The following is a 26,193-nucleotide window of genomic DNA, read 5'->3' on the forward strand; positions in this document are numbered from 1 at the left end:
CTATGTAAGGGCTGATAAAAATGAGTTTATTGAATGTTGAAGGATTATATAAAACCTATGGCGAGAAAACGCTGTTTGATCATATTTCTTTTCATATAGAACCAAAGGAACGCATCGGATTGATTGGACCAAACGGAACAGGAAAGTCAACGCTCCTAAAGGTCATTGCAGGACTTGAATCGTTTGAGGAGGGTGACATCACGAAGGCAGGGACACTTGATATCGAATTTCTTGAGCAGGACCCTGAAATGAACGGGGATGAAACGATTCTCGATTACATTTTTTCTGGAACAGCACCCATGATTCAAACGATGAAGGCATATGAACAGGCACTCGCTGATTTAGAGCATGATCCGCAAAATGAAGCAAAACAAGAGGCGCTCATGCGCATGCAAAATCGAATGGATCAGGAAGACGCATGGGATGCGAACCTGTCAGCCAAAACGATTTTGACAAAGCTTGGCGTCAAAGATGTGAGCCGTTCTGTTCATGCCTTATCAGGCGGACAGAAAAAGCGTGTCGCGATTGCTAAAAATTTAATTCAGCCTGCGGGATTGCTGATTTTAGATGAGCCAACCAACCATCTCGATAATGCAACGATTGAATGGCTCGAGGGATATTTGAGTCAATACAGCGGTGCTGTCATTCTGGTGACGCATGATCGTTATTTCCTCAACCGTGTGGCCAATCGGATTTATGAATTGAATCAAGGACAGCTCTATACGTATAAAGGAAATTATGAAGTCTTTTTAGAAAAAAGAGCGGAACGAGAAGCAGAGGCTCAGGTGAAAGAAACGAAGCGTCAAAACTTACTCAGACGCGAGCTTGCATGGCTGAGAAGAGGGGCAAAAGCAAGAACGACGAAGCAGAAAGCACGCATCGGCAGAGCCGAAGAGCTGATGGATCAAAAAGGGCCTGATGCGAAGGGAGAGCTGGATTTCGCCATCGGTTCCCATCGCCTAGGAAAACAAGTCATAGAGGCAGAAGACTTATCGATTTCCTTTGCTGGCCAGAACCTTGTGGAGCGGTTTACAGACTTAGTCGTGCCGGGCGACCGGATTGGATTTATCGGACCGAATGGAGTCGGAAAAACGACGCTTCTCAACTGTCTCGCGGGTAAAATTGAACCGACTTCAGGACAATTGACAATTGGACAAACCGTTCGTATTGGCTATTACACGCAGGATCACAAGGAAATGGATGAAGAGCTGACGATCATTGAATACATCAAGGAAACAGCTGAAATCGTTAAGACATCTGATGGCGCCATAGTGACAGCAGAGCAAATGCTGGAACGGTTCCTATTCCCAAGATCCATGCAGCGGACGTTTATTCGCAAGCTGTCAGGGGGAGAACGCCGCAGACTGTATTTACTGAAAGTCTTAATGGAAGAACCGAATGTTCTCTTTCTAGATGAGCCGACGAACGATCTTGATACGGAGACACTTAGCATTTTAGAGGATTATTTAGAACAGTTCCCTGGCGTTGTCATGACCGTATCGCATGATCGTTATTTCTTAGATCGAGTGGTTCATCGTCTGCTTGTCTTTGAAGGAAATGGCCGCATTTCACACTACCAAGGTGCTTACAGCGATTACATGGAGCAAGAAAAAGAGGCGAAGCGGACAGAGACAAAGCCTGCTGAGAAACAAGTAGAAGCGGCGCCTAAAAAGAGAAAAAAACTTTCTTATAAAGATCAGCTTGAATGGGACGGAATTGAAGACCGGATTCAGGCATTAGAGGAAAAACATCAGCAGCTTGAAGCCAGCATTGCAGAAGCAGGCAGTGATTTTGGGAAAATTCAAGAGCTGATGGACGAACAAAAAGCCGTTGCTGAAGAACTAGAACAAGCAATGGACCGCTGGACAGAACTGTCGATCATGATTGAGGAATTAGAGGGTTAATCCTAATATGAAACCTGTAGAACATTCTACAGGTTTTTTGCTTTACATCAAAACACGAGAGAATCAAGAACTCAAACATTTACGTTTACGTTAAGGTTATAAAGGTGTATAATAAATCATGAATTGATGAGCAGGAGGCACTGGCAATGGAATGGATGAAAATTGATCAAGTGGCGAAAAGAAGCGGGCTGACGAAACGGACGATTCGTTTCTATGAAGAGATTGGTTTATTATCAGCACCAAAGCGGACAGAGGGCGGTGTCAGACTGTACTCAGAGGACGACATGGAAGAACTAGAAAAAGTGATGCAGGCAAAAGAGGTACTCGGCTTTTCTTTACAAGAGCTTCAATCGTTTATGGAAATAGGAAAGCAGTTAGAGCTAAATAAAGAAGGCTATTTGCTGTCGCTTGATCCGAAGGAACGATTAGAGAAGCTGTTAGATATGGATGCGCAGCTGACTGTGCAGCATCAATTGATTACAAAAAAGCTTGAAACGATTCAATCCTTTAAAAAGGATCTTGAAACGATGAAAGATAAAGCGGCTCATGCAATTGAGCAATTACAAAAATAAACACCTCTGTGTGTTTATTTTATTTTGTCAACATTTGAAGGAAAGGTTCTGATGGAATGAAGGAAGAAGAAGTGTTAAAACAGCGTACAAGTCTGCTTAGACAGCCGAAGGCCGTCTGGGCTGTTGCCTTTGCATGTGTGATTTCATTTATGGGGATAGGACTTGTGGACCCGATTTTGCCGGCCATTGCATCACAATTAGATGCATCTCCAAGTCAGGTCTCTCTTTTATTTACGAGCTACTTACTTGTGACCGGCTTTGTGATGTTTTTTACCGGCTTTCTCTCTAGCCGGATTGGTGCGAAATGGACGTTATTAATCGGACTTATTTTTATTATTGTCTTTTCTGCTTTAGGCGGTACCTCTTCAACGATTAACGAATTAATCGGCTTTAGAGGCGGATGGGGCATCGGGAATGCCTTATTCATTTCAACGGCTCTCTCTGTCATTGTTGGCGTGTCTGTTGGAGGAAGTGCGAAGGCCATTATTTTATACGAGGCTGCACTAGGTCTTGGGATTTCGGTTGGACCACTGCTTGGGGGAGAGCTTGGGACGATCTCTTGGCGCGGACCATTCTTTGGCGTTGCGGTATTAATGCTTGTTGCTCTTTTAGCCATTACGTTTATGCTTCCACCGATGCAAAAACCTCAGAAAAAGGTGAAATTATTCGAGGCTGTCGGGGCGTTAAAATATAAAGGGCTTTTAACGATGGCATCTGCCGCTTTCTTATACAATTTTGGTTTCTTTGTGCTTTTAGCGTATTCGCCATTTGTGCTTCATCTGGATGAGCATGGTCTTGGTTATGTCTTTTTTGGATGGGGACTATTTTTAGCTGTGACATCCGTCTTCTCAGCGCCGGTCATTCATCGCAAGCTTGGGACATTGACTTCTCTTGTGGTTCTGTTTGCTTCGTTTGCTGTGATTTTATTCGGTATTGGGATCTGGACTTCACATGTTGTCGTCGTCATCTGCGGAATTGTCATTGCTGGGGGTATTCTTGGCATGATCAATACTGTGCTCACGACCGCTGTGATGGGATCAGCACCGGTTGAGCGTTCCATTGCTTCATCCTCTTACAGTGCTGTACGGTTTATTGGGGGCGCGATTGCTCCTTGGATTGCCGGCGTACTTGCTGAATCTTATACAGCAAGCACCCCTTACTATGTTGGGGCGGCTGTCGTTCTGTTAGGCATGATCATCCTGCTGATTGGTCGTAAGCATCTCATCAATATTCAAGCAGGTCATTAAATAGAAAAAGCCATATATCTGCATCTATGGCTCAGCGTGTAGACAAACCCTCGCATTCTTTGTCAGGACTGCGTTCCGGTGCTCACGAATGTTCAATTCGCTCCACTCCGGTACTCGTCCTTCCTAGACTTCAAAGTTTTTCTATCATGTTGAAAAGAAGACAAAGGGCTAAAATAAAGATCATTTTAGCCCTTTGTCAACAATCTGAAGCCTATAATACTTTGGTCGTCCAAGATTCGCAATTCCAAGTTTCAGTGGCTACATCTTGATAAAATTCAGGTTCGTGAGAGATCAATAAGACGCTCCCTTTGTATTCCTTTAATGCACGTTTTAGTTCTTCTTTTGCATCGACATCCAAGTGATTGGTCGGCTCATCGAGAACAAGTAAGTTGGTTTCTTCGTTGATCAGCTTGCAAAGACGGACTTTTGCTTTTTCTCCTCCGCTTAATACAGACACGCGGCTTTCAATATGCTTTGTCGTTAATCCGCATTTTGCAAGAGCGGCTCTCACTTCATATTGCGTGTAAGAAGGGAAGGTGCCCCATACCTCTTCAATACAGGTGTTGCTGTTTTGCTCTTTTACTTCTTGCTCAAAGTAGCCAATATGAAGGAATTCTCCGCGTTCCACCTCACCCGAAATTGGCGAGATTTCTCCAAGGAGACTTCGCAGCAATGTCGTTTTTCCGATCCCGTTAGCGCCGTATAACGCAATTTTTTGCCCGCGTTCCATTTTCAGATTTAATGGACGAGAGAGCGGTTCATCATAACCAATGACCAAATCTTTTGTTTCAAAAATCAATTTCCCAGAAGTCCGTGCCGTCTTAAAGTGGAATTCAGGCTTTGGCTTTTCTGCTGCGAGTTCAATCATATCCATTTTATCCAGTTTCTTCTGACGGGACATGGCCATATTTCTTGTGCTGACACGTGCTTTGTTTCTTGCAACAAAGTCCTTTAATTCAGCGACTTCCTGCTGCTGCCTTTTATAAGCTGCTTCAAGCTGCTGCTTTTTGACTTCATACACTTGTTTAAATTGATCATAATCACCAACATAGCGCGTGAGCTCTTGATTTTCAACATGATAGATCAAGTTAATGACGCTGTTTAAAAACGGAATATCATGTGAAATGAGGATAAACGCATTTTCATATTCCTGTAAATAGCGCTTCAGCCACTCAATATGCTGCTCATCTAAATAGTTGGTCGGCTCATCGAGAAGGAGAATTTCTGGCTTCTCTAACAGCAATTTCGCAAGCAATACTTTTGTACGCTGCCCGCCGCTCAGCTCCGTCACATCACGGTCTAGCCCGAGATCCGTTAACCCAAGACCTCTGGCTATTTCTTCAACCTTGGAATCAATGATATAGAAATCATTGTTTGTGAGCGCATCTTGAATAACGCCCACTTCCTCTAACAGCTTTTCCAGCTCATCAGGATCGGCTTCACCCATTTTGCCGTAAATGTCATTCATCGATGCTTCCATGGAAAATAAATAGTGGAATGCATCCTGAAGGACTTCGCGGATCGTTCTTCCCTTTTCTAGCACAGTGTGCTGATCAAGGTAGCCAACACGGACATTTTTTGCCCATTCGACTTTTCCTGCATCTGGCTCCAGCTTGCCAGTAATAATATTCATAAACGTTGACTTTCCTTCACCGTTGGCGCCAATTAAGCCGACATGCTCGCCTTTTAATAAACGGAAGGAGACTTCGTGAAAAATGGCTCTGTCGCCAAAGCCATGGCTTAAATCTTTAACAGATAATATCATTTTTTACACCTCAAATAGATTCAAAACGGCTAGTGCCTCTCATGATTATATCGAACTGTCCGGCTCGATAAAAGCATCAAAAGAAAAATTGCGTTTCAAAGCTGATTTTGAGATACTAAAGGATAGATTGAATGAGGATAAAGGAGATCGACATGATAGAAAATTGGGCATTTTTGAAAGAAGCAAAGCCATTTATACAAGAGAACTTCCAAGCGGCTGGTTTTGAAAAACCAACAGCTATACAAGAAAAAACAGCAGAATGGATTACGGAGAAGCGTGATGTGATTGCAGAATCGCCTACGGGAACGGGGAAGACACTGGCGTATGTGTTGCCGCTTTTAAATAAAATCGATGTGAATATCAAGCACCCGCAAGTCTTAATCTTGGCACCTTCAAGAGAGCTTGTGATGCAAATTTTTGATGTCGTGCAAGAGTTCAAACAAGGATCAGACATCAAAGCGATCTCCTTGATTGGTGGAGCGAACATTAAAAAGCAGCAGGAAAAACTAAAGAAACACCCGAACATCGTTGTCGCAACACCTGGCCGTGTACAAGAATTAATCAAAATCAAGAAACTGAAAATGCACGAAGTCAAAACGATCGTGCTAGATGAAGCAGATCAGCTTCTTGTGCCAGAGCATATGAAAACGATCCAAGCGATTATTAAATCCACATTAAAAGAAAGACAAATTCTTTGTTTTTCTGCAACCCTGAAAGACGAAACGGTTCAACTGATTAAAGAAATGACAACTGAACCAGAAGTATTGAAAATTGCCAGAAGCGAGGAAGAAGCGCAGAAAGTAGGACACTATTATCTGTTATGTGACCAGCGTGACAAAGTGAAACTACTGCAAAAGCTATCACGGCTTGAGGACATGCAGGCGCTCGTTTTTGTGCGTGATATTACGAATCTAAGCATTTATGCAGAGAAATTAGCGTATCACCATGTCGACCTCGGTGTTCTTCATAGTGAAGCGAAAAAAGCAGAGCGAGCTATCATCTTAAAGGAATTTGAACAGCGTGAATTCCCGCTTCTTCTTGCAACAGATATCGCAGCAAGAGGGATCGATATTGACGATCTGCCTTACGTGATCCATGCCGACCTGCCAAACGAAGAAGGCTATATCCACCGTTCAGGCAGAACCGGTCGCGCAGGAAAAGAAGGGGCTGTCATCAGCCTAGTCACACCTCCAGAGCATACAACGCTCAAAAAAATGGCGAAAAAGCTGAATCTTTCGCTTCAGGAAATTGTTTATAAGCAAGGCCAGCTGCATCTTGCGCCAAAGCAAGCATAGAAAAAGGACCCTTCCACATGGAGGGTCCTTTCTTTTTATGAAATTTTGACAAGCTGTTTTCCGACATTTTCCCCTTTGAATAGTCCGAGGAATGCATCAGGAATGTTGTCAAAGCCTTCAATGATTGTTTCTTTGTAAGTCAGTTTGTCTTCTTTTACCCATTGTGCGAGATCTCTTGCTGCTTCTTCAAAACGATCTGAATAGTTGGCAACAATGAAGCCTTGCATCAATGCGCTTGTTTTGATGAGTTTTGTTTGCACACGCGGTCCGATGTCCTCGCTTGCGCTAATATTATAAGACGAAATCGCGCCGCACACTGGAATACGTGCGAAGCGGTTCAAATGATTCATCACAGCATCAGATATTTCGCCGCCTACATTGTCAAAATACACATCGACGCCGTTAGGGCATGCCTTTGCAATAGCATCATCTAAGTCATTTGTTGTTTTATAATTAATCGTTTCATCAAAACCCAGTTCTTTTAAATAAGCCAGCTTATCATCAGATCCCGCAATCCCAACGACGTGAGCGCCTTTGATCTTAGCAATTTGCCCAACAACGGAACCAACAGCACCTGCGGCCCCAGAAATGACAACGGTCTCGCCTTCTTTTGGCTGACCAATCGCAAGAAGACCGAAATAAGCGGTTTGTCCTGGCATGCCTAAAATGCCTAAATAATAGGACAATGGCGCAATGGATGGATCAATTTTAGTCAGAGATTCAGCTTTGGCTGTAGAATATTCTTGCCAGCCAAGGAATCCAAGAACAAAATCACCTTTTTCAAATTGAGGCGATTTAGACTCGACAACTTCTCCGACAACACCGCCCTGAATCACTTCATTTAGCTTGAATGGAGGTGTATAGGATTTTGTATCCTGCATTCGTCCTCTCATATAAGGATCTACAGAAACATATTTCGTTTGAATCAAGACTTCACCATCTTGCGGCACAGGTATATCGACTGTTTCAAAATGAAAAACATCTTTTGTAGGTAATCCTTGTGGACGTTTGGCTAATTGAATTTGCTTTTGTTGACTCATGTCAAATCCTCCCTTTCACTTGCAACCTAGATTTACATTAACATGATGCTTCTTTTCATTCAAAACATACGGTCTATTTCAAGCACATACAAAAAAGCAGCCTCCATCTCAGAGATGAGGACTACTTTTTTGGAAGTCAACAGAGAGGAGCGGTGGCAGACAGCCAAACAGCTGATACACGTCCGCATCACGTTCTTTTAATAAATATTCGTTCGCATTTTGCATGGAGGCTTTCATCATATCGCGCGTCACAAAAGGAAAAAGGATATTCAAGTATGAGGACAACAGGTCTTGTGGATCTTGTTCAATTGACTCGATATCTCCAATGTTAATAATGATGGAAAAGAGATAATCAATGGAGATGCGAAAGTGCTGTTCAGCAAACAATGTAAGCGGCTTTGCTTTTGCTTCTTCAGGATTCCACTTTTGAAAAAGCTGTTTCACCAAATCACTGACAACCCAAGCATTAAACTGCTGCTCCGCTGAAAAGTAATACATCAGCTCTACCTCATTTCTAGCCTCCAGTACAAGAATTGTACACCAAAATAGCAGGGATGAACATAATATTTCTGAAAATTTAGTCATTTTTACAGGGTTTTTGTCAAAAATAAGTCAATAGGCATGGCTAGTACACAATGTAAAATGGATGTGCTCAAGGAAGGTTTAATGATAAAAGTGACGGGTAAAAGATTCGTAAGACGCTAAAGGAGGAATATAAAATGAAACCTGTTGTAAGAGAGTATTCAAATGATGAAACACTTCAAAGAGATGTAGAGCAATTAAAATCACTCGGTGTTGCAAGAGAGGACATTTATGTTCTGTCCCATGACGATGATCGTACAGAGCGTATTGCTGGAAACGCAGATGCCAATACGATAGGTCCAAGAGAAGTTGGACTGAAACATGCTGTTGGGAACATCTTTAGTAAAAAGGGCGATGAGCTCCGAAATAAAATCCATGAAATTGGTTTCTCTAAAGAAGAAGCTGAAACATTTGAAGAACATTTAGACGAAGGGAAAGTCCTTCTCTTTGTGACAGACCATGAAAAAGTGAAAATTTGGGCATAATCGCCAACTGAAAAAAGTCTCTTACTTTCGTAAGGGGCTTTTTTTCATGCCTTCATCTCTGAAGGAGAGGATGCATCTTTTTTCCTATATTAAGAAAAAACAGCAGATTGGAATAAACAGTAAATCATCTAATTGAAAATGCAGATATACCAAAGAAAATGATAGGAAATGAGAAAGGAATAGTCAAAATATCACAAAAATCTATTCGGGAAATAATTATTGTATCTTTCAATTTTGTTTCAAAATGTAATGGGAATCTTGTGTAATTTAGTAGATAAATTTCTTAGTTCTATTGGTTTATGTTGTGTTTTTATGTAGAAATAAGTGTTTTGAGGTCAAAAAACCACGAAAAATACCTGTATTTTCAATTAGAAAATTCATTTTAATGTTTAGGAAATAATTTGTTGACAAAATAATCTAAAAACAATATATTTGGCTTATTCCAGTTGTTATGGAAGTAGTTGTTAAATTTCTGATGGGTTTATTCTAGGCACACTCTAGTGATAGGTGGTGGCATAAAACCAAGGTAAAAGCACTCGGGAAATTTCTACTAAAACACAAGAAAATGGTTTTTTACATGAAGAAGAAATGATAGTCGATTTAAACAGTAGATGATCTTTCTAATATGATCACTTTGCAAGAGATAATTAAAAGACGTCGTATTCCTGCACAATAGAGAAAGCGTTTTCAAGAAAGGCAGTGAGTTGATCGAACGGTGAAGGAGGTGAACTCATATGAAAAAAAGAGAGAACAAGCTGAGGCGCTGCAGCTGTCAAATGGCTGCATATGAGGATGCATGCTGAAAAAGAAGAGTGAACATGTGGGATGCTTCTCTCCTTTTTCAGAAAATAGATTTCCTAAAAAATCCATCTTTCATTTTAACATAAGGTGTTTGGCTTGAAAATGACCTTTGCCCGGAAAGTCGATTTTAAATAGAAGGAGGTCCTATGATGAAAAAGGCTTTATACCATGAAGACAGTGGGTTGTATCTAGAAAAAATGCGAATGGCATTTCAAGAACATTATGAGAAAAGAACAGATATGTGGTCTACTGATCCATCTTTAACAGATGCAGCCGTGGTGTCACTAAAGGCATGGCGTTCAAGGGAAAAGAATGCACTTGCTTCTGTGCTGGATATCGGGTGCGGGAACGGCCGGGCACTTGAACATTTAAGCGGGCTTTCCGCATATGTCGGCATCGACCTGTATGAGCATGAGGAGTGGGTAGGATTACAGAAAAGAGAAACGGTTCCTGTCCATTTTGTTCATCAAGATTTTATGTCCTGGTCGATGGGCCAGGGTCGAGGGATGCAGTTTGATTTAATTTTAGATCATGGCTGCTTTCATCACCAGCACCCTGATGATCATGAGCGTTATTTAAAACAGGTTTCCTCTTTGCTTCATGAAGGCGGCGTCTTCTCACTTGTTGTATGGGGAGAAGAGTGGAGAACAGGATTAATCGGAGAGGATGGCCGTTTCCACTTTTCGTTTTCAGACTCTCAGCTTGGAGAAAGAATTTGTTCATCAGGTCTGGAGCTTGTATCGATTACACCATTAAAAGCAAAAGCCGGCATTAGCCAGCATCATGTCATTGCCGTCAAAATCTAGTACAAAGGTGAACACTCAAACGTAGCAGAGGTGTTCATTCTAAGAAACAGCCTGTGCGCAACATGTAAGGGAAAGGCGTTATGAACCAAGAATTCTGCTCCTTTGTACTGGAAAAGACCTAGATTGACATATCGCTAGAATAGGTGGAATCAAGGTTTGAACGATGAGAGGAAACGCACATCCATGTTCTTTTAAGCTATTAGTGCAGGCACATATTCATCACCATCACTGCGCTACGTGAGTCGATTTGGGTGCAGCGATGAATAGGGGGGAGACAAATGAACAAGTTTGTAGATGAATTGCAATCAATGATTCATCATTTTACCTTTCAAGAAAAAAACTATTTGCTCGTGGGGCCAGTGAACCTGCCAATCTCCATTCAACATGAAGAAGTGCCATTTAAATGGTATGCCTTCGCACCTGTTGAAGGGGAGACAAAACCAACGATCGAATCTATTGTCCAAATGAGTACCGCGCAGCAAACCTTTTCCTCTTGTCTCTTATTTGGCGACTTTGAAAATGAAATGCCGCCGCTTGTGCGAATTCATAGTGTCTGCCAAACAGGGGATGTGTTTGGGTCACTGAAATGTGACTGCGGTCCACAGCTTGCGTTATCGCTGAAGAAAATCACCGATTACGGAAAAGGCATGCTCGTCTATATGGCCAATCAAGAAGGGCGGTCAATTGGGCTAATGGCGAAAGCATTGACGTATAAATTACAGGAAATGCAGCTGGATACTTTTGAAGCCAACCGCCTGATTGGCTGCGGCGATGATGATCGGCATTACGAGGAGGCAGCGGCTGTTCTGCACTATTTAAACAAAGGGAAACCAATGCATCTCCTAACGAACAATCCAGATAAAGTCGATTCCATTGCTGCTTACGGTCTTCCTGTTTTACGGTTTGATCATACGGTCGAAGCCTCTCTCTATAATGAAGCCTATTTAAAAGCAAAAGCAGCCTCAGGGCATATGGTCGATGAGAAAAAATTAATTAATCAGTAGATGAGTTTACTTTAAAGAAGGCGGGAGAAAAGCGTGAAACCTGAAATCAATTGGATTCAAATCCCAAGCGGCTATGCAACAATCGGAAGTAATGAAGAAGATATGAAAAAGGCATCAGAATTCTGGAAGGACAAGCTTCTCAATCCAACTTACGGCCGTGAGAAAAAATTTCAAAAATGGCTGTATAAAGAATTTCCATCCTATCAGTCGTATATCAATGAATTTTTCATTTCAGATACGGTCGTCACCAATGAATGGTATCAAAGCTATTGTGATGAAACAGGCCAGTCGTACCCGGAGAGCTTAACGAATCAAGAGCTTGGCGGCGGGAAAGATCATCCGGCGTGGGGAATGGAGATTGAGGAAGCCTTCTCATTCTGTCAGTGGCTGAGCGGGAAACTTGGGATAGACGTGTCGATTCCTACTGAAGAAGAATGGGAATATGCTGCCCGGGGTAACACGAGAAATCAATACCCATGGGGAGATGAGTTTGACCCTTCTTCCTGTAATACGTACGAATCAAATATCGAAAAAACGACGCCTGTCCGCCATTACGAAAAGGGCAGATCCTTATTCGGTCTTTATGATATGGGGGGCAACGTCGAGGAATGGGTCAACACCAAATATCATGTGTACGAAGGCGGCATTGAGGTCGTAGATGATTTAACGGAAACGCTTGGCAGTGATTACTACATTTTAAAAGGCGGCTCCTTTGCAAGAGGCGGAGATTTATGCAGAGTCGCCAGAAGACACGGAAAGCACCCAGACCCTGTTTTTCGATTTACTGGCTTTCGTGTAATGACTCGTCAAAAACAACATATAAAGGTGGGAGTGTAAAACTATGCATAGAGGACCAATTACATCTGTTTTATCAACTCAGCAGGACCAAATTGTTTACACTGGCGGCTATGACCGCTGTATTTATCAGTGGAACCGGGCGACAGGAGAAGGAACGTTTATTGGAAGTCACGAGCATATCATTAACTCTTTATCTCTTTCTGAAAACGGAAAGTATTTAGCGAGTGCATCGTCAGACTATACCATTCAATTGTTTGATACAAGTACTCATACTCAAATTCGCACCCTGTTTGGTCATGCGGATGATGTAGAAGCCGTTGCTTTTGCGAAGCAGGATACGTTGCTTGTATCGGTATCTAGAGATAGACGATGCTTAGTCTGGGATATCGAAACAGGAGCCATCCTAAGAGAATTTCATGGACATAGCAAGGATGTATTAGCTGTATGGATACATGGCGATAAAGCTTATACAACAGGTGATGATGGCTATGTTCTTGTGTGGCTGTATGATACAGGAGAAATTGTAGGGGAGATCGGTCCGTTTGATTATGAGCTGGACACAATCAGCGGCAGCAATCAAAAAGAAGTGTTCGCACTTGGCAGAGACGATGGCACCGTTATTATTTATGATGCGGTGACTTTACAGGAGAAAAAAATCATCAAAGCTCATTTACAGGGCGTCAAGCGTGTGAACTTTTCTCCAAGCGGCAATTACTTGCTGACAGCAGGCTATGACCATTTAATTAAGCTGTGGAATTACGAAACAGGGGATTTGGTTGATACTCTTCTCCCTCATAAATATCAGTGGGAGCGCTCGCTTGTCTGGACGGAGGATGAGAAATCCATCCTAGGAGCCAGCTTTGGAAAAACGTATTGTGAATGGTCTATTGAAAAGGGGAAAGTGGTATCAGATGAGATCGAAATGGCGACACCATCTATTAATGATATTGCACTGACTGATGCGGGAGATATCATCACAGCATCAGATGACGGAAAATTCAGAAAGAATGGGATTGAAATCGCTAAATCGACAGGCGTTTTAACAAATGGAGTGGCTGTCGCACGAGATGGAAGCTATTATGCTTGGGGAGATCATGCAAGTCAGGTGCATATTGTTCATGAATCATTACAGCAAATGGTTTCGTTTGATCTCAATACAGGGCCGGTCAACAGTGTGTATTTCCACGAGGAGGATCGGCAATTCTATATTGGAACTTACGGCGGCTATGTACATGTCATTTCGACGGAGCATTTAAAGGAAGTTGGCCGTTCCAAAGCACACGATTGTGCTGTGAAAGCACTAAAAGTAGAAGGAGATCATATCATCACAGCTGCGGTAGAAGGAACCATCTGTCTTTTAGATAAGAAGAGCTTGTCTTTAAAAGCGAAATATATCGGGGCGACTGAGCTATTAAATGACGTATTCATTGATAGCAAAAGAGATCGTATTGCCATTGTCAGCCGTGACAAGAATGTGAGATTGTTTGATTTGCATACAGGAAGAATTTTAGACCAGCATAATGAACACCAGTATTCGATTAAATCGGTCTCTGTCACAGACTCTGGCTATATTGTGAGCGGAGATTATTGGGGCTATATCGTTGTGTGGAATCCAGAGCTCGGGGTCAATACCGGCCCAATTAGAATTGCCAAGAATGGAATTAGTGCCATCAGACAATTAGGCAATGATGTATACGCAAGCTCGTATGATGGTGGGATTTATCATATTCGAGAAGATGGCACGTATACCGAAGTACTGCGCTTATTTGAACAATTTCCAAAAGAAGTAATCTCTCATTAAGAAAAAGAATGTAAGCGGGGGATTCTCATGATAAGTGTTTGCAAGGAACATATGAAAAAAGGTCTGACTGTACTCAATTGTCCGCATGTGCTCCTCATTAATAAATATGAATGTCGCAAATGCTGTTTTTGTAAACAACGAGCATCATATAAACTTTTTTATTCCTTGCCTTACTATGATCGTTCTGAAAAGAAACGGATGGAAAAAATATGAGAATAGAACTCCTTCATTTCCTGAAGGAGTTCTTTCCCTTGAAAGAGAAGAAAGGAGACTCACATGAAAGACGATGTGTTTTATATGAAACTGGCGATTGCCAACGCAAAGGCAATGAAAGGGCAAACCTCCCCAAACCCGCTTGTCGGTGCAGTCATTGTGCAGCAAGGTGAAATTGTTGGAATGGGTGCTCATATGAAGGCGGGCGAACCTCATGCTGAAATTCATGCACTGCACATGGCAGGAGAAAAGGCAGAAGGAGCTCATCTGTATGTAACGCTCGAACCTTGTTCGCATCATGGGAAAACGGGTCCTTGCACCGAAGCGATTATCAAAAGTGGTGTGAAACGGGTAGTCATTGCGACGCAAGATCCGAATCCGCTTGTAGCAGGGAAAGGGATTACCGTGTTGAAACAAGCAGGGATCGAAGTAGATGAAGGAATATGTAAACAGGAGGCGGATCGCTTAAATGTGCCTTTTTTTCATTTCATTCAATCAAACCTTCCCTACGTCATCTTAAAATCAGCCATTTCATTAGATGGGAAAATTGCTACAGCTCAACTTGAAAGCAAATGGATCACAGGAACCGAAGCGAGGCAAGAAGTGCAGCAATTGCGCCAAGAAGCAGATGCTGTGATAACAGGTGTCGAAACGATTATTCAAGATGATGCAGGTCTTATTGTGAAAGATTCAATCATGACCCAGCCCATTCGTGTCATTTTAGATTCCACATTAAGAATTCCGCTTCATGCCAAATGCTTAACAGATCACATGGCGAAAACCATTATTTGTACATCACAAAACTACGATCAAAAAAAGTATCATCAGCTGATACAAAAAGGACATCAAGTATTTGTCACAAGCGGAGAACATCGGACAGATCTTCAGGATGTGTTACACATGTTGAAGAAGCGCTCTGTGATGTCAGTGCTTGTTGAGGCAGGAGGCAGTGTGAGTGCGTCATTTTTAGAAGCATCATTTGTGAACGAAGCCGTTATCTATATGGCGCCTTTATTGATCGGAGGGAAAGACGCACCTACTTTCTTTGAAGGAGAGGGTGTGAAAAAACTAAAAGAGGCGATCCGTCCAGCGGATATTGAATATAGTATGGTAGGAAAAGATTTAAAAATGACGATGAGATTTCAATGAAACAAAGACCTTGTGTATGGAGCGCAAGGTCTTCTCAACTTTTCCAAATAAAAATAAAAATGTACATACACCTTTCACTATGAGGTTGAATACGATGGATGGGGGTGATTCTATGAAAAGATGTAGACAATGCGGAAAAACCTATCCCTCTCATTCTAAAGGCCATTACCAAAAAGGAAGCTGGTATGATGCGTATAAGGATGATGGATGGGAATGTGATAGCTGTAAGAAAGGAAAGTCAGGAAAACCAGTGAAAAATCCTTGCTGCGGAAAAGATCCTTGTGTTTGTGTCATTCAAGGTCGGCCAGGCAGAAGAGGTCCAGCAGGTCCAGCAGGTCCAGCAGGTCCAGTAGGCCCAGCAGGCCCGATAGGTCCAACGGGAGTAGGCTTAACTGGCATCGTGGCATTTGATCCAGCGGTAGCCCCAACTTATCCAGTAGGTCAAGTCGTGACATTCGATGGAAGTACGTATGTGGTGAATTCAGCGCCGCCAACAGGTACGCCAGGTACGTCACCAGATTATACATTGTTAGCAGCTGCTGGTGAAACGGGTGCAACCGGAGCAACAGGTACAGGAGCGACCGGTGCGACAGGAGATACAGGTGCGACTGGAGTTACCGGAGCAACCGGGATCACAGGAGCCACAGGAGCAACAGGTACAGGAGCGACAGGAGATACAGGTGCGACTGGAGTTACCGGAGCAACCGGGATCACAGGAGCCACAGGAGCAACAGGTACAGGAGCGACCGGTGCGACAGGAGATACAGGAGCGACTGGAGTTACCGGAGCAACCGGGATCACAGGAGCCACAGGAGCAACAGGTACAGGAGCGACCGGTGCGACAGGAGATACAGGTGCGACTGGAGTTACCGGAGCAACCGGGATCACAGGAGCCACAGGAGCAACAGGTACAGGAGCGACCGGTGCGACAGGAGATACAGGTGCGACTGGAGTTACCGGAGCAACTGGGATCACAGGAGCCACAGGAGCAACAGGTACAGGAGCGACCGGTGCGACAGGAGATACAGGTGCGACTGGAGTTACCGGAGCAACCGGGATCACAGGAGCCACAGGAGCAACAGGTACAGGAGCGACCGGTGCGACAGGAGATACAGGTGCGACTGGAGTTACCGGAGCAACCGGGATCACAGGAGCCACAGGAGCAACAGGTACAGGAGCCACAGGAGCAACAGGAGATACCGGCGCCACCGGAGCGACCGGAGCAACGGGAGCAACAGGAGATATCGGGGCCACCGGAGCACAGGAGATACTGGCGCCACCGGAGTAACGGGAGCAACAGGAGATACCGGAGCCACCGGAGCAACGGGAGCAACAGGAGATATCGGGGCCACCGGAGTCACAGGAGATACTGGCGCCACCGGAGCGACCGGAGCAACGGGGGCAACAGGAGATATCGGAGCGACCGGCGCCACCGGAGTAACGGGAGCAACAGGAGATACCGGCGCCACCGGAGTAACGGGAGCAACCGGGATCACAGGAGCCACAGGAGCAACAGGTACAGGAGCCACAGGAGCAACAGGAGATACCGGCGCCACCGGAGCGACCGGAGCAACGGGAGCAACAGGAGATATCGGGGCCACCGGAGTCACAGGAGATACTGGCGCCACCGGAGTAACGGGAGCAACAGGAGATACCGGAGCCACCGGAGCAACGGGAGCAACAGGAGATATCGGGGCCACCGGAGTCACAGGAGATACTGGCGCCACCGGAGCGACCGGAGCAACGGGGGCAACAGGAGATATCGGAGCGACCGGCGCCACCGGAGTAACGGGAGCAACAGGAGATACCGGCGCCACCGGAGTAACGGGAGCAACAGGAGATACCGGCGCCACTGGAGTCACAGGAGCAACAGGAGATACCGGCGCCACCGGAGTAACGGGAGCAACAGGAGATACCGGCGCCACCGGAGCGACTGGAGTAACGGGAGCAACAGGAGATACGGGAGCGACCGGAGTAACGGGAGCAACAGGAGATACCGGCGCCACCGGAGCGACTGGAGTAACGGGAGCAACAGGAGATACCGGCGCCACCGGAGTAACGGGAGCAACAGGAGACACCGGCGCCACTGGAGTCACCGGAGCGACCGGAGTAACGGGAGCAACAGGAGATACCGGCGCCACTGGAGTCACTGGAGCCACCGGAGCCACCGGAGCGACTGGAGTAACGGGAGCAACAGGAGATACCGGCGCCACTGGAGTCACCGGAGCAACTGGATCGAGTGCGATTATTCCATTTGCATCAGGTACCCCTGCTGTCTTGACTACAATTGCAGGCGGTCTTGTTGGAACATCTAGTTTGGTCGGCTTTGGTAGCTCTGCAACAGGCGTTAGCATACTTGGTGGTATCATCGACTTAACAGGTGCAGCAGGTACGCTTTTAAATATGGCATTCTCTGTACCAAGGGACGGAACCATTACTTCATTTGCCGGATACTTTAGTACCACGGCAGCATTAGCTTTAGTCGGCACGAATATTACAGTAACAGCTAGCTTATTTGCTTCACCGACACCAGATAACAGCTTCACTCAAGTAGCGAGCGTCACATTGGCTCCAGACTTAACAGGTATTTTATCGATAGGTGCTATTTCAAACGGCATCGCTACTGGTCTGAATGTGCCAGTTACAGCAGAAACAAGATTACTGGTTGTTTTCTCTGCGACTGCAACAGGCTTATCTTTAATTAACACCGTAGCAGGCTATGCGAGTGCAGGCTTATCCATCACGTAATTGAAACAGGGATGACTCAATTTGAGTCGTCCTTTTTTGTTTGAATGAATTTTCTCTTAACTTCGCAAGAAAAAATGATATGATTTTCTTAGAGCTTATTCGATGAATTTAGTTGGATTAGGGGTTGTGGCGGTGAGGATGGGCAAAAGGAAAGTCACTTTACAAACGAAAATTTTGGGATTAATAATCGGGCTTTTGCTTGTTGTCATTGCGTTATTGACCATTTGTTTTGGTTTTTTGCAGACCTCAGAAAGGCAGCGGCAAGCAGAACAGCTGGCGGTGCAAACCGCTAGAACAATCTCATATATGCCGCCCATTAAAACATCGGTGGCCACATCTGCATCGAAAAATGAAGAACAGGTAGTACTTGAGCAAATGAAGGATCAAGTTAGAGCACATGCCATCTTCATTACCAATCAAAAAGGGAAGATCCTTTTTCATACGAACCATGAGAATGTAGGAAAAACCATCAGTGTATTTAGAGGAAGAAGTACCCTGCTTTTTGGGGGAACCTCCATATCATCGGGTGATTCTAATGGTGAAACCGTTGTCAGAGGCAGTGCCCCGATTATGAAAGAAACAGGCAAGCATGAAGAAATTATTGGCACAGTCACTGTCGAATTTTTAAAAAAGGAAATCGATCAAGCGACCGCCCATCAACTATTCAAGCTTAGCTATATTGCTCTTCTTGTCCTCCTGCCTGGTATATTCGGAGCGATCTTTTTAACAAGAAGTATTCGTAAAGATACATTAGGTCTTGAACCGCATGAAATTGCTTCATTATTTCGAGAAAGAGAAGCGATGCTGCTTGCGATAAAAGAAGGGATTATTGCATTTGACCGCAAAGGCGCGATTACGATGATGAATACATCTGCTGAACACATGCTGCGCGTTTCATCCGAGCTGCGGCTTCATATTGATCAAGTCTTGCCAAAAGCCAACCTCCTTTTCTATTTAAAGGCAGAGACAATTGAACCGAACATCGAAACCGTTGTCAATGATAAAACCTATGTCTTAAATGTGAAAAAAGTGGTGCAGGACAACCGTGTCTTTGGAGGGATTGTGAGCTTCAGGGAGAAAACAGAGCTGACGAAGCTGTTGGATACATTAACAGAGGTCAGCCAATATTCAGAAGACCTGAGAGCACAAACGCACGAATTTTCAAATAAGCTGTACGCCATTTTAGGTTTGCTTGAGCTGAAGCAAGTGGATGAAGCCATTGACTTAATAAAGGAAGAATATACGCTGCAAAACCGTCAGCACGATTTACTGATGAAGCAAATACGATCTCCTAAAATACAAGCCATCCTACTTGGCAAGCTAGGGAAAGCCTCTGAGAAGAAGGTACATTTCCACATCGATGAAAATAGTTCATTGGAGCCGCTACCAGCACATTTAAGTCTATCTCACTTTATTACCATCATCGGCAATCTCGTAGACAATGCGTTTGAGGCTGTATTGAATAAGGAGAAAAGAGAAGTAAGCTTGTTCATCACAGATATTGGATTTGATATTATCATAGAGGTGTCTGATTCAGGGGATGGTGTCAATGAAGGAGCCATTTCACAACTTTTCACAAGAGGACATTCATCAAAGGGAGAAGGACGAGGCTATGGACTCGCCAATGTCAAAGAAGTGCTGGACGAACTTGGGGGCTGGATTGAAATAACGAACCAAAAAGAAGGCGGTGCCATCTTCACTGCATACATACCGAAAGGCACAAAGGGGGAATAAATGGTGATGAAGGTACTCATTGCGGAGGATGATTTTCGAATCGCAGCCATTCATGCATCTTATATACAACAAATAGAGGGATTTCAAGTCGCCGGAAAGGCAAAGAGTGCAAAGGATATGTGGGAGGCGCTTCAAAAGGAACAAGTCGACCTCATCTTGCTTGATGTGTATATGCCCGATGAGCTCGGCACAAACTTGTTGCCGCTTTTAAGAGAACGCTATCCAGAAATAGATGTGATTATTATCACAGCGGCTACGGAAACGACACTTTTAAGAGATGCCCTTCAATACGGAGTGGTTCATTATTTAATCAAACCAGTGACCGCACAAAAGTTTGCGCAAGTTTTAACTGAATATAAAGAGAAGAAAGACATCATCAATTCCAAGGATGAAGTCAATCAAACGATGATTGATTTGTTTTTTGGACAGATGCAGGAAGAGCCAAAGGAACAGGATGACAGAGACCTGCCTACAGGCATCAATTCGCTGACTTTGGACAAGGTGAAAACATTGATGGCATCAGAGAATAATGGAATTACAGCAGAAGAGCTAGGAGAAAAGATGGGGGCATCACGTACAACAGCGAGACGGTATGTTGAGTATCTCGTGACAACAGGAGAATGCCGGGCAGAGCTTGCGTACGGAATCATTGGCAGACCAGAGCGAAAATATTATCCTGCCAAAAAGCAAGCGGAGTCTTAAAAGATGAAAAAAGCAATATGCCTTGTCGTGATCATAATATGTCTTTGTATGACGCTCACCTTTAATGAAAAAAAGGGAGGTGACTCTTTCCTACAGCACAGTCCATTATATATTGTGGTGTCTGGTGTCCCTGACGGCGGCTTTGACCAAACAGCTCAAGTGATGAAATCAGTGCTCGAGAAGGAAAAGCTGGTGAAGCGGCCGGTGAATATCCTTTATCAAAGAGGCGGAACGGTGGATAAAGGATGGACATATATGCTGGAGCGAGATACCAACTATATTAGTTTGAATTCAAGTTTATTGTTAAGCCGTAATTTGCTTGGCAGCAGTAACATGACAATGAACGATGTCACGCCACTTGCGATTCTTGCAGAAGAGTGGCAGGTCGTCGCAGTCCCAGTGGATTCTCCCTTTTCAAATGGGAAGGAGCTATTAAACACACTAAAGAAGAAACCGGATTCCTTAAAAATTGGATTTGCCCCAGACTTTGGAAATGATGATCAAATCTCATTCGCACGAGCGGCAGAAATGGCAGGAATTGATCCATACCGCATTCAATTTTTGAAATTTGACAGTGCAGATGATTTATTTCAGGCGCTCATTGACCATGAGGTGGATGCAGCAACAACAACGATTACAGAGGTTCGTCATGATTATGAAAAGAAGAGGCTAAAACTCATAGCGACCACAACCAATCAGCGTTTAGCGGGATTTGAAGATGTGCCTACTTGGAAAGAGCAAGGCATCCCACTCATCTTTTCTCATTGGCGTGGTGTCATGGGACCCAAGCAAATGAATCAGCACGAGATTCGTGAATGGGATCAGCTTCTTCAAAAAATGACACAAACGAATTCCTGGAAAAAGCAATTAAAGCAAAAGGGCTGGACAAGTCGTTATATGAACAGCAAAGAGGCAAAGATCTTTATGGAAGAGCAATTAAGGCGATATGAGCAGTTTATTCAAGGAGAACAAGCGGTCGAGTGAGACCGCTTTTTTTCATGGAATCCATCAAAACCAAGGTTTGAACAAAATGAACAAAAAGCATTTATCGACCGAAAAAGAATTAAAATTCATAATATTTACTTCAATTCAGGCGTCAGATATCATGACAGAAAGGGTTGGAAATGGGATACCAACATTTAATGAAAGCGTATACAACATAAGGGGTGAACAAAGTGTTAGCAATCTTAGGATTTCTTATGATGGTTGTATTTATGGTTTTGATTATGACGAAACGTATGTCTGTTTTAACGGCATTGGTGTTAACACCAATTGCATTTGCTCTTATCGCAGGTTTTCATTTTACTGAAATTTCAGACATGATTGTCAAAGGTGTGCAGCAAGTCGCACCGACAGCGGTCATGATCATGTTTGCGATTTTGTACTTTGGCATTATGATTGATGCAGGTTTATTTGATCCGATGGTGGCGAAAATTTTAAAAATCGTCAAAGGCGATCCATTAAAAATTGTCGTCGGAACAGCTGTCCTGACTATGCTTGTTGCACTTGATGGTGACGGAACCACAACGTACATGATTACAACAACAGCGATGCTTCCGTTATTTACGCTGCTTGGCATCCGACCGATTATTTTAGCGGGAATTGCCGGAGTTGGCATGGGGATTATGAATACAATTCCATGGGGAGGAGCCACACCTAGAGCGGCGAGTGCACTTGGCGTTGATCCATCACTTTTATTTGGTCCGATGATTCCAGTCATTGGTGCAGGGGTTTTGAGCATGATTGTGGTGGCATATTTTCTTGGGAAGTCTGAAAGAAAGCGTCTTGGTGTCATTGAGCTCGAACAGCCGATTCATGCAAATGAAATGGCAGCGGCACTACAGGATGACATCAAGCGGCCGAAACTTTGGTGGTTTAACCTGTCGCTTACGTTGTTATTGGTGCTCCTTCTTGTCTCAGGAAAAGTCAGCTTAACGGTTCTATTTGTTCTTGCTTTCTGTGTGGCAATTATCGTGAACTATCCGAACCTTGAACAGCAGCGTGAGCGGATTGCGGCTCATTCAACCAACGTCTTAGCCATTGCTTCGATGATATTTGCGGCAGGTGTTTTTACAGGCATCTTAACTGGGACGAAAATGGTCGATGAAATGGCAATTTCAATTGTATCTGCCATTCCAGAGCAGCTTGGCGGCTTCATTCCAGTCATTGTGGCGTTAACGAGCGGAATCTTTACGTTCTTTATGCCGAATGATGCATACTTTTACGGGGTCCTGCCGATCCTATCAGAAACAGCGGCAGCATACGGTGTTGATAAAATTGAAATCGCGAGAGCCTCTATTATTGGCCAGCCGATTCATATGTTAAGCCCACTTGTTCCATCCACTCATTTACTTGTTGGACTTGTTGGGGTATCACTGGATCAGCATCAGAAGTTTGGCATGAAATGGGCTGTGCTTGCAGTCGTTGCCATGACGGTCATGTCGGTACTCATTGGGGCCATTTCCATTTGGTAAATAAAAGAGTGTCTGCTACGTGAGCAGGCACTTTTTTTAGGTCATATTGCCGAGCAGGCTCAATTCATTTGCCCTATACAAAAACACTCTTGTTCCTCCAAAAGATATATTTTTGAAAAATACTGACACTTTTACTGTTTTTTTCTTTATAATGCAAATCAACGAAGGGAGAGGATAGCATGTCCAACCGAAAAGGCACGATTCTTTTTGCTGCTGTATGTCTCATAGCAGGAAGTTTGTCGATGATGAGCCCGGCTTCAGCTCATGCAGATACCCCTTATTATGGAAAGAGTTATGAACAGCCAGCCTCAGTGAAGAAGCTATACCCTGAGCCTGACGAGACGTTCGATACCCCCGCATTTCAGAAAAAAGGAGAAGCCTTCACCACACAAGAAGAGCTTCAACAATTCTTACGTGATATTGTCCGCAAAAGTCCTTACGCTACGCAGAAGCAGATTGGAACATCCATTGAAGGACGGTCCATTCCAGCCCTCTACTTTACAAAGGATCGTCATATTTCTCCACTTTCAAAAAAGCCAACGATCTGGCTTCAAGCACAAATACACGGAAATGAACCAGCCTCCGGTGAATCGGCACTCGTCATCGCAAAACGATTAGCTGGTGAAGAAGGAGAGCGTATACTCAATCATGTCAATATCATCATTGTCCCGAGAATCAATCCTGATGGTGCTTATGCGTTTGACCGCAGGCTTGCAAACGGAATGGATGGAAACCGTGATCATATGACATTAGAATCTCCAGAGCTGACAGCCTTGCATCAAGAATTTAATCGGTATGCGCCAGAGGTAGTTATTGATGCCCATGAATACGATGTGGGTCAAAAGCAGTTTGAAGATATCGGCTCAGCGGGAGCCCTCAAATATCACGATTTACTGATCTTATCAGGGAAGAACTTGAATATTCCAGAAAGCATCCGGCTCACGTCAAATGAATTATACGTGAGCGGCGTCCGTGAAACGCTAACAAATCAAGGATTTTCAAATGATTTATATTATACAAGCACAAGAGGAATTGATGGAAAGATCGATCTCTATGAAGGCGGAACGGATGCACGAATTGGTCGAAATGCTCTGGCACTCTCCCCAGCACTATCCTTTCTTGTAGAAAGCAGAGGGATTGGCATTGGGAGAGAGGACTTTACCCGCCGCGTCGCAGCACAAGTCACCACACATGAAAAAATCATTGAAACAACGGTGAAACATGCAAAGCAGGTGAAGCAGCAAATGGTGACGGAGCGTTTGAAGCTGGTGAAAAAAGGTCTCCAATCGAATGATGACGATCAAGTGGTCATTCAAGATGATTTCAAAGCGCCGGTGGATGATTCGCTTGAAATGGTAGATATTGAAAAAGGACAGACCATCAATGTCCCTGTACGCTTTCACAGTGCGAGCGATGCTACTCCTGTCATGTCGAGAGAGCGACCGACAGCTTATCTTGTTTTACCTGGACATGAAGGGGTAGAACGGAAGCTTCAAACCTTAGGGTTAAAAAGTGTCACATTGCCTGCCAGTGTAAAAGTACCGGTACAAGCCTATCAAGTAACAAAACGAGATGAAAAGAGTAAAACAGATATTCAGCTTGAAACAGAACTCGTCCAAAAGAAACGTCAGCTGCCAAAAGGGACAAAGGTATATTTCACGGCGCAGCCGCAAACGAATTTGTTGTCACTTGCCCTTGAGCCAGAATCAAAAGACAGCTACATGTCATCTGGATTTATTGCTTCAAAAGTAGGCGATGAACTGCCAGTATACCGGTTCTTGCTATCTAAAAGGACGTTGGGCATTAAATAAAAAAGGGCTAAAATCAACATCATTTTAGCCCTTTGTCTACAATCTAGAAGCGGCACAGTGCGTGCTGCTTTTTTATTTTCGTCCTGCTCTTATTTCATCAGTCAAGCCTTCATATGGTGCTTCGGCGATAATGGTTTCGTCATTTACACCTGCATGATGGATATACGTAATGTCCGCAAATTCTGGAACAACATATTTCGGATATGTTTCGTACTTTTCACGAGATTCTTTCATGAGATCGATGTAGTCATTTTGATAGCAAACTGTGATATCTGGACGTTCATGCACCCATTTTGGGAAGAAGATGACGCCATGCATGCGTTTTTCTTCAGGCATAAAGTTCAGAGAGACGTCTGTCCCAGTTGGCTCTGTCCAAGAAACTTTGTAAACGCCTTTTGTTAGCTTCACAATATTCACTTCTTGATCACGGACCCAGCGGCCTCCAACCATTCCGCTATGAATGCGGTAATCAATGGTGTGATCGTTTTTAATGTAAATCTCATATTCCCAGCCATTTTCATACGTATAAATCATATGAAGTCCAACGAATTGTTCCATGTTGATTCCTTCTTTCATTAGAATGATGTTGTTTCAAACATGTCGTGATTTACATGTTTATTTTAAAGCCTGTGGTATACTATTGTCAAAGAATAAACGTTGGAGGCACATCATGAGAGTTTTGAAATATGCCATTCTTGGTTTACTAGATCAGTGTGAGCTGACTGGATACGATATCACCAAACATTTTAAGGATTCCCTTGGACAGTTTTGGAGCGCGAAGCATAGCCAAATTTACCCTGAGCTGAAACGGCTCACAGAAGAAGGGTTTATTGAATTTGATGTTCGTATACAAGGAAAGAAGCTGGAGAAGAAGGTTTATCAAATCACAGAGGCGGGGCAAGCAGCATTGCATCAGTGGTTAAGGACAAAAGACCCGATCCCAGAAACAACAAAGGATGAATTCATGCTCAAAACATTTTTCATCTCCTCCATGGACAAAAAAGAAGCGGCTGATCTGTTTACACATCAACTGCTAGAGCGCACGAAGAAAGTCGACATGCTAAAGCAGAAGCTGCATGCGTTAACAGAGGAAGATCCTGGGGCTGAATCGCTTCATTCAGCGCAATTTGGGCATTACTTAGTGCTGACAAGGGCAATTGAAAGAGAAAAAGGCTATGTCCGCTGGCTCGAGCAAACCCTTAAACGGATTGTTTCATCCTCGCTCTAAGGACAATGGTCGGATGATATGATAAAAAATGGTT

General features: G+C 43.8%; 20 protein-coding genes and 1 pseudogene. 17 read left to right on the forward strand and 4 right to left on the reverse strand.

The window, feature by feature from the left end:
• Positions 1-20 precede the first annotated feature (20 nt).
• The 3 genes from MHB79_RS03715 to MHB79_RS03725 all read left to right on the forward strand — a co-directional run bounded on the left by MHB79_RS03715 (position 21) and on the right by MHB79_RS03725 (position 3,723).
• Complete coding sequence (locus tag MHB79_RS03715; RefSeq protein WP_050945769.1) at positions 21-1,904, forward strand: ABC-F family ATP-binding cassette domain-containing protein; 1,884 nt, start codon at positions 21-23, stop codon at positions 1,902-1,904.
• Between the two features lie 146 nt (positions 1,905-2,050).
• On the forward strand, positions 2,051-2,476 hold the full coding sequence (locus MHB79_RS03720; RefSeq protein ID WP_003213966.1) for a MerR family transcriptional regulator: 426 nt from the start codon (positions 2,051-2,053) through the stop codon (positions 2,474-2,476).
• Between the two features lie 56 nt (positions 2,477-2,532).
• A complete protein-coding gene (locus MHB79_RS03725) occupies positions 2,533-3,723 on the forward strand; it encodes an MFS transporter (protein ID WP_003214465.1) in 1,191 nt (396 codons plus the stop codon).
• Between the two features lie 211 nt (positions 3,724-3,934).
• Here the strand turns inward: MHB79_RS03725 and MHB79_RS03730 are convergent, their stop codons facing one another.
• Entirely contained in the window at positions 3,935-5,488 is a 1,554-nt protein-coding gene (locus MHB79_RS03730) for an ABC-F family ATP-binding cassette domain-containing protein (protein ID WP_284907813.1), read from the reverse strand.
• A 152-nt stretch (positions 5,489-5,640) separates the two neighbouring features.
• On the opposite strand from MHB79_RS03730, the gene MHB79_RS03735 reads away from it, so the two are divergent.
• Positions 5,641-6,783: a DEAD/DEAH box helicase gene (locus MHB79_RS03735; protein ID WP_106032774.1), complete on the forward strand. Its 1,143-nt coding sequence runs from the start codon at positions 5,641-5,643 to the stop codon at positions 6,781-6,783.
• Between the two features lie 35 nt (positions 6,784-6,818).
• On the opposite strand, the gene MHB79_RS03740 is transcribed toward MHB79_RS03735, so the two are convergent.
• Both MHB79_RS03740 and MHB79_RS03745 read right to left on the reverse strand, forming a co-directional pair.
• Positions 6,819-7,823, reverse strand: a complete 1,005-nt coding sequence (locus tag MHB79_RS03740; protein WP_137055405.1) for an NADP-dependent oxidoreductase — start codon at positions 7,821-7,823, stop codon at positions 6,819-6,821.
• 108 nt (positions 7,824-7,931) lie between these two features.
• Positions 7,932-8,321, reverse strand: a complete 390-nt coding sequence (locus MHB79_RS03745) for a YfmB family protein (RefSeq protein ID WP_003214189.1) — start codon at positions 8,319-8,321, stop codon at positions 7,932-7,934.
• Between the two features lie 221 nt (positions 8,322-8,542).
• Between MHB79_RS03745 and MHB79_RS03750 the strand changes: the two genes are divergently transcribed.
• The 12 genes and pseudogenes from MHB79_RS03750 (at position 8,543) to MHB79_RS03805 (ending at position 24,931) form a co-directional block, all read left to right on the forward strand.
• Positions 8,543-8,890, forward strand: coding sequence for a general stress protein (locus MHB79_RS03750; RefSeq protein ID WP_340989050.1), 348 nt, complete (start codon positions 8,543-8,545; stop codon positions 8,888-8,890).
• Positions 8,891-9,840: 950 nt separating this feature from the next.
• Positions 9,841-10,497: a class I SAM-dependent methyltransferase gene (locus MHB79_RS03755; RefSeq protein WP_003214095.1), complete on the forward strand. Its 657-nt coding sequence runs from the start codon at positions 9,841-9,843 to the stop codon at positions 10,495-10,497.
• Between the two features lie 278 nt (positions 10,498-10,775).
• Complete coding sequence (locus MHB79_RS03760; protein ID WP_052465529.1) at positions 10,776-11,501, forward strand: GTP cyclohydrolase II; 726 nt, start codon at positions 10,776-10,778, stop codon at positions 11,499-11,501.
• A gap of 33 nt (positions 11,502-11,534) precedes the next feature.
• Entirely contained in the window at positions 11,535-12,338 is an 804-nt protein-coding gene (locus tag MHB79_RS03765) for a formylglycine-generating enzyme family protein (protein ID WP_050945774.1), read from the forward strand.
• Between the two features lie 4 nt (positions 12,339-12,342).
• Complete coding sequence (locus MHB79_RS03770; RefSeq protein WP_050945775.1) at positions 12,343-14,100, forward strand: WD40 repeat domain-containing protein; 1,758 nt, start codon at positions 12,343-12,345, stop codon at positions 14,098-14,100.
• Between the two features lie 276 nt (positions 14,101-14,376).
• Positions 14,377-15,462, forward strand: coding sequence for a bifunctional diaminohydroxyphosphoribosylaminopyrimidine deaminase/5-amino-6-(5-phosphoribosylamino)uracil reductase RibD (gene ribD / locus MHB79_RS03775; protein WP_339206818.1), 1,086 nt, complete (start codon positions 14,377-14,379; stop codon positions 15,460-15,462).
• Positions 15,463-16,093: 631 nt separating this feature from the next.
• Positions 16,094-18,210: pseudogene (locus MHB79_RS03780) on the forward strand (exosporium glycoprotein BclB-related protein).
• A 138-nt stretch (positions 18,211-18,348) separates the two neighbouring features.
• On the forward strand, positions 18,349-19,944 hold the full coding sequence (locus MHB79_RS03785) for a sensor histidine kinase (protein WP_339207317.1): 1,596 nt from the start codon (positions 18,349-18,351) through the stop codon (positions 19,942-19,944).
• Between the two features lie 3 nt (positions 19,945-19,947).
• Positions 19,948-20,646 (forward strand): response regulator, encoded by a 699-nt coding sequence (locus MHB79_RS03790; RefSeq protein ID WP_170966035.1) that lies wholly within the window; start codon positions 19,948-19,950, stop codon positions 20,644-20,646.
• A gap of 3 nt (positions 20,647-20,649) precedes the next feature.
• Positions 20,650-21,630 (forward strand): tripartite tricarboxylate transporter substrate-binding protein, encoded by a 981-nt coding sequence (locus MHB79_RS03795; RefSeq protein WP_340989053.1) that lies wholly within the window; start codon positions 20,650-20,652, stop codon positions 21,628-21,630.
• A gap of 191 nt (positions 21,631-21,821) precedes the next feature.
• Positions 21,822-23,120: a citrate:proton symporter gene (locus tag MHB79_RS03800; protein WP_050944809.1), complete on the forward strand. Its 1,299-nt coding sequence runs from the start codon at positions 21,822-21,824 to the stop codon at positions 23,118-23,120.
• Positions 23,121-23,299: 179 nt separating this feature from the next.
• The gene (locus MHB79_RS03805) at positions 23,300-24,931 is read left to right on the forward strand and encodes a M14 family metallopeptidase (protein ID WP_253622847.1); all 1,632 of its coding nucleotides are present in this window, start codon (positions 23,300-23,302) and stop codon (positions 24,929-24,931) included.
• A 72-nt stretch (positions 24,932-25,003) separates the two neighbouring features.
• On the opposite strand, the gene MHB79_RS03810 is transcribed toward MHB79_RS03805, so the two are convergent.
• On the reverse strand, positions 25,004-25,489 hold the full coding sequence (locus tag MHB79_RS03810; RefSeq protein WP_050944807.1) for a phenolic acid decarboxylase: 486 nt from the start codon (positions 25,487-25,489) through the stop codon (positions 25,004-25,006).
• A 112-nt stretch (positions 25,490-25,601) separates the two neighbouring features.
• On the opposite strand from MHB79_RS03810, the gene MHB79_RS03815 reads away from it, so the two are divergent.
• A complete protein-coding gene (locus tag MHB79_RS03815) occupies positions 25,602-26,159 on the forward strand; it encodes a PadR family transcriptional regulator (protein WP_340989056.1) in 558 nt (185 codons plus the stop codon).
• Positions 26,160-26,193 lie beyond the last annotated feature (34 nt).

This window comes from Bacillus sp. FSL M7-0558, assembly GCF_038003245.1.
GTDB lineage: Bacteria > Bacillota > Bacilli > Bacillales > Bacillaceae > Bacillus > Bacillus pumilus.

Excerpts from the sequence above, each read along its gene's own strand:
- MHB79_RS03715 (WP_050945769.1), top strand. The coding sequence starts at position 21 with ATGAGTTTATTGAATGTTGAAGGATTATATAAAACCTATGGCGAGAAA.
- MHB79_RS03720 (WP_003213966.1), top strand. The coding sequence starts at position 2,051 with ATGGAATGGATGAAAATTGATCAAGTGGCGAAAAGAAGCGGGCTGACG.
- MHB79_RS03725 (WP_003214465.1), top strand. The coding sequence starts at position 2,533 with ATGAAGGAAGAAGAAGTGTTAAAACAGCGTACAAGTCTGCTTAGACAG.
- MHB79_RS03730 (WP_284907813.1), bottom strand. The coding sequence starts at position 5,488 with ATGATATTATCTGTTAAAGATTTAAGCCATGGCTTTGGCGACAGAGCC.
- MHB79_RS03735 (WP_106032774.1), top strand. The coding sequence starts at position 5,641 with ATGATAGAAAATTGGGCATTTTTGAAAGAAGCAAAGCCATTTATACAA.
- MHB79_RS03740 (WP_137055405.1), bottom strand. The coding sequence starts at position 7,823 with ATGAGTCAACAAAAGCAAATTCAATTAGCCAAACGTCCACAAGGATTA.
- MHB79_RS03745 (WP_003214189.1), bottom strand. The coding sequence starts at position 8,321 with ATGTATTACTTTTCAGCGGAGCAGCAGTTTAATGCTTGGGTTGTCAGT.
- MHB79_RS03750 (WP_340989050.1), top strand. The coding sequence starts at position 8,543 with ATGAAACCTGTTGTAAGAGAGTATTCAAATGATGAAACACTTCAAAGA.
- MHB79_RS03755 (WP_003214095.1), top strand. The coding sequence starts at position 9,841 with ATGAAAAAGGCTTTATACCATGAAGACAGTGGGTTGTATCTAGAAAAA.
- MHB79_RS03760 (WP_052465529.1), top strand. The coding sequence starts at position 10,776 with ATGAACAAGTTTGTAGATGAATTGCAATCAATGATTCATCATTTTACC.
- MHB79_RS03770 (WP_050945775.1), top strand. The coding sequence starts at position 12,343 with ATGCATAGAGGACCAATTACATCTGTTTTATCAACTCAGCAGGACCAA.
- ribD (WP_339206818.1), top strand. The coding sequence starts at position 14,377 with ATGAAAGACGATGTGTTTTATATGAAACTGGCGATTGCCAACGCAAAG.
- MHB79_RS03785 (WP_339207317.1), top strand. The coding sequence starts at position 18,349 with ATGGGCAAAAGGAAAGTCACTTTACAAACGAAAATTTTGGGATTAATA.
- MHB79_RS03795 (WP_340989053.1), top strand. The coding sequence starts at position 20,650 with ATGAAAAAAGCAATATGCCTTGTCGTGATCATAATATGTCTTTGTATG.
- MHB79_RS03805 (WP_253622847.1), top strand. The coding sequence starts at position 23,300 with ATGTCCAACCGAAAAGGCACGATTCTTTTTGCTGCTGTATGTCTCATA.
- MHB79_RS03810 (WP_050944807.1), bottom strand. The coding sequence starts at position 25,489 with ATGGAACAATTCGTTGGACTTCATATGATTTATACGTATGAAAATGGC.
- MHB79_RS03815 (WP_340989056.1), top strand. The coding sequence starts at position 25,602 with ATGAGAGTTTTGAAATATGCCATTCTTGGTTTACTAGATCAGTGTGAG.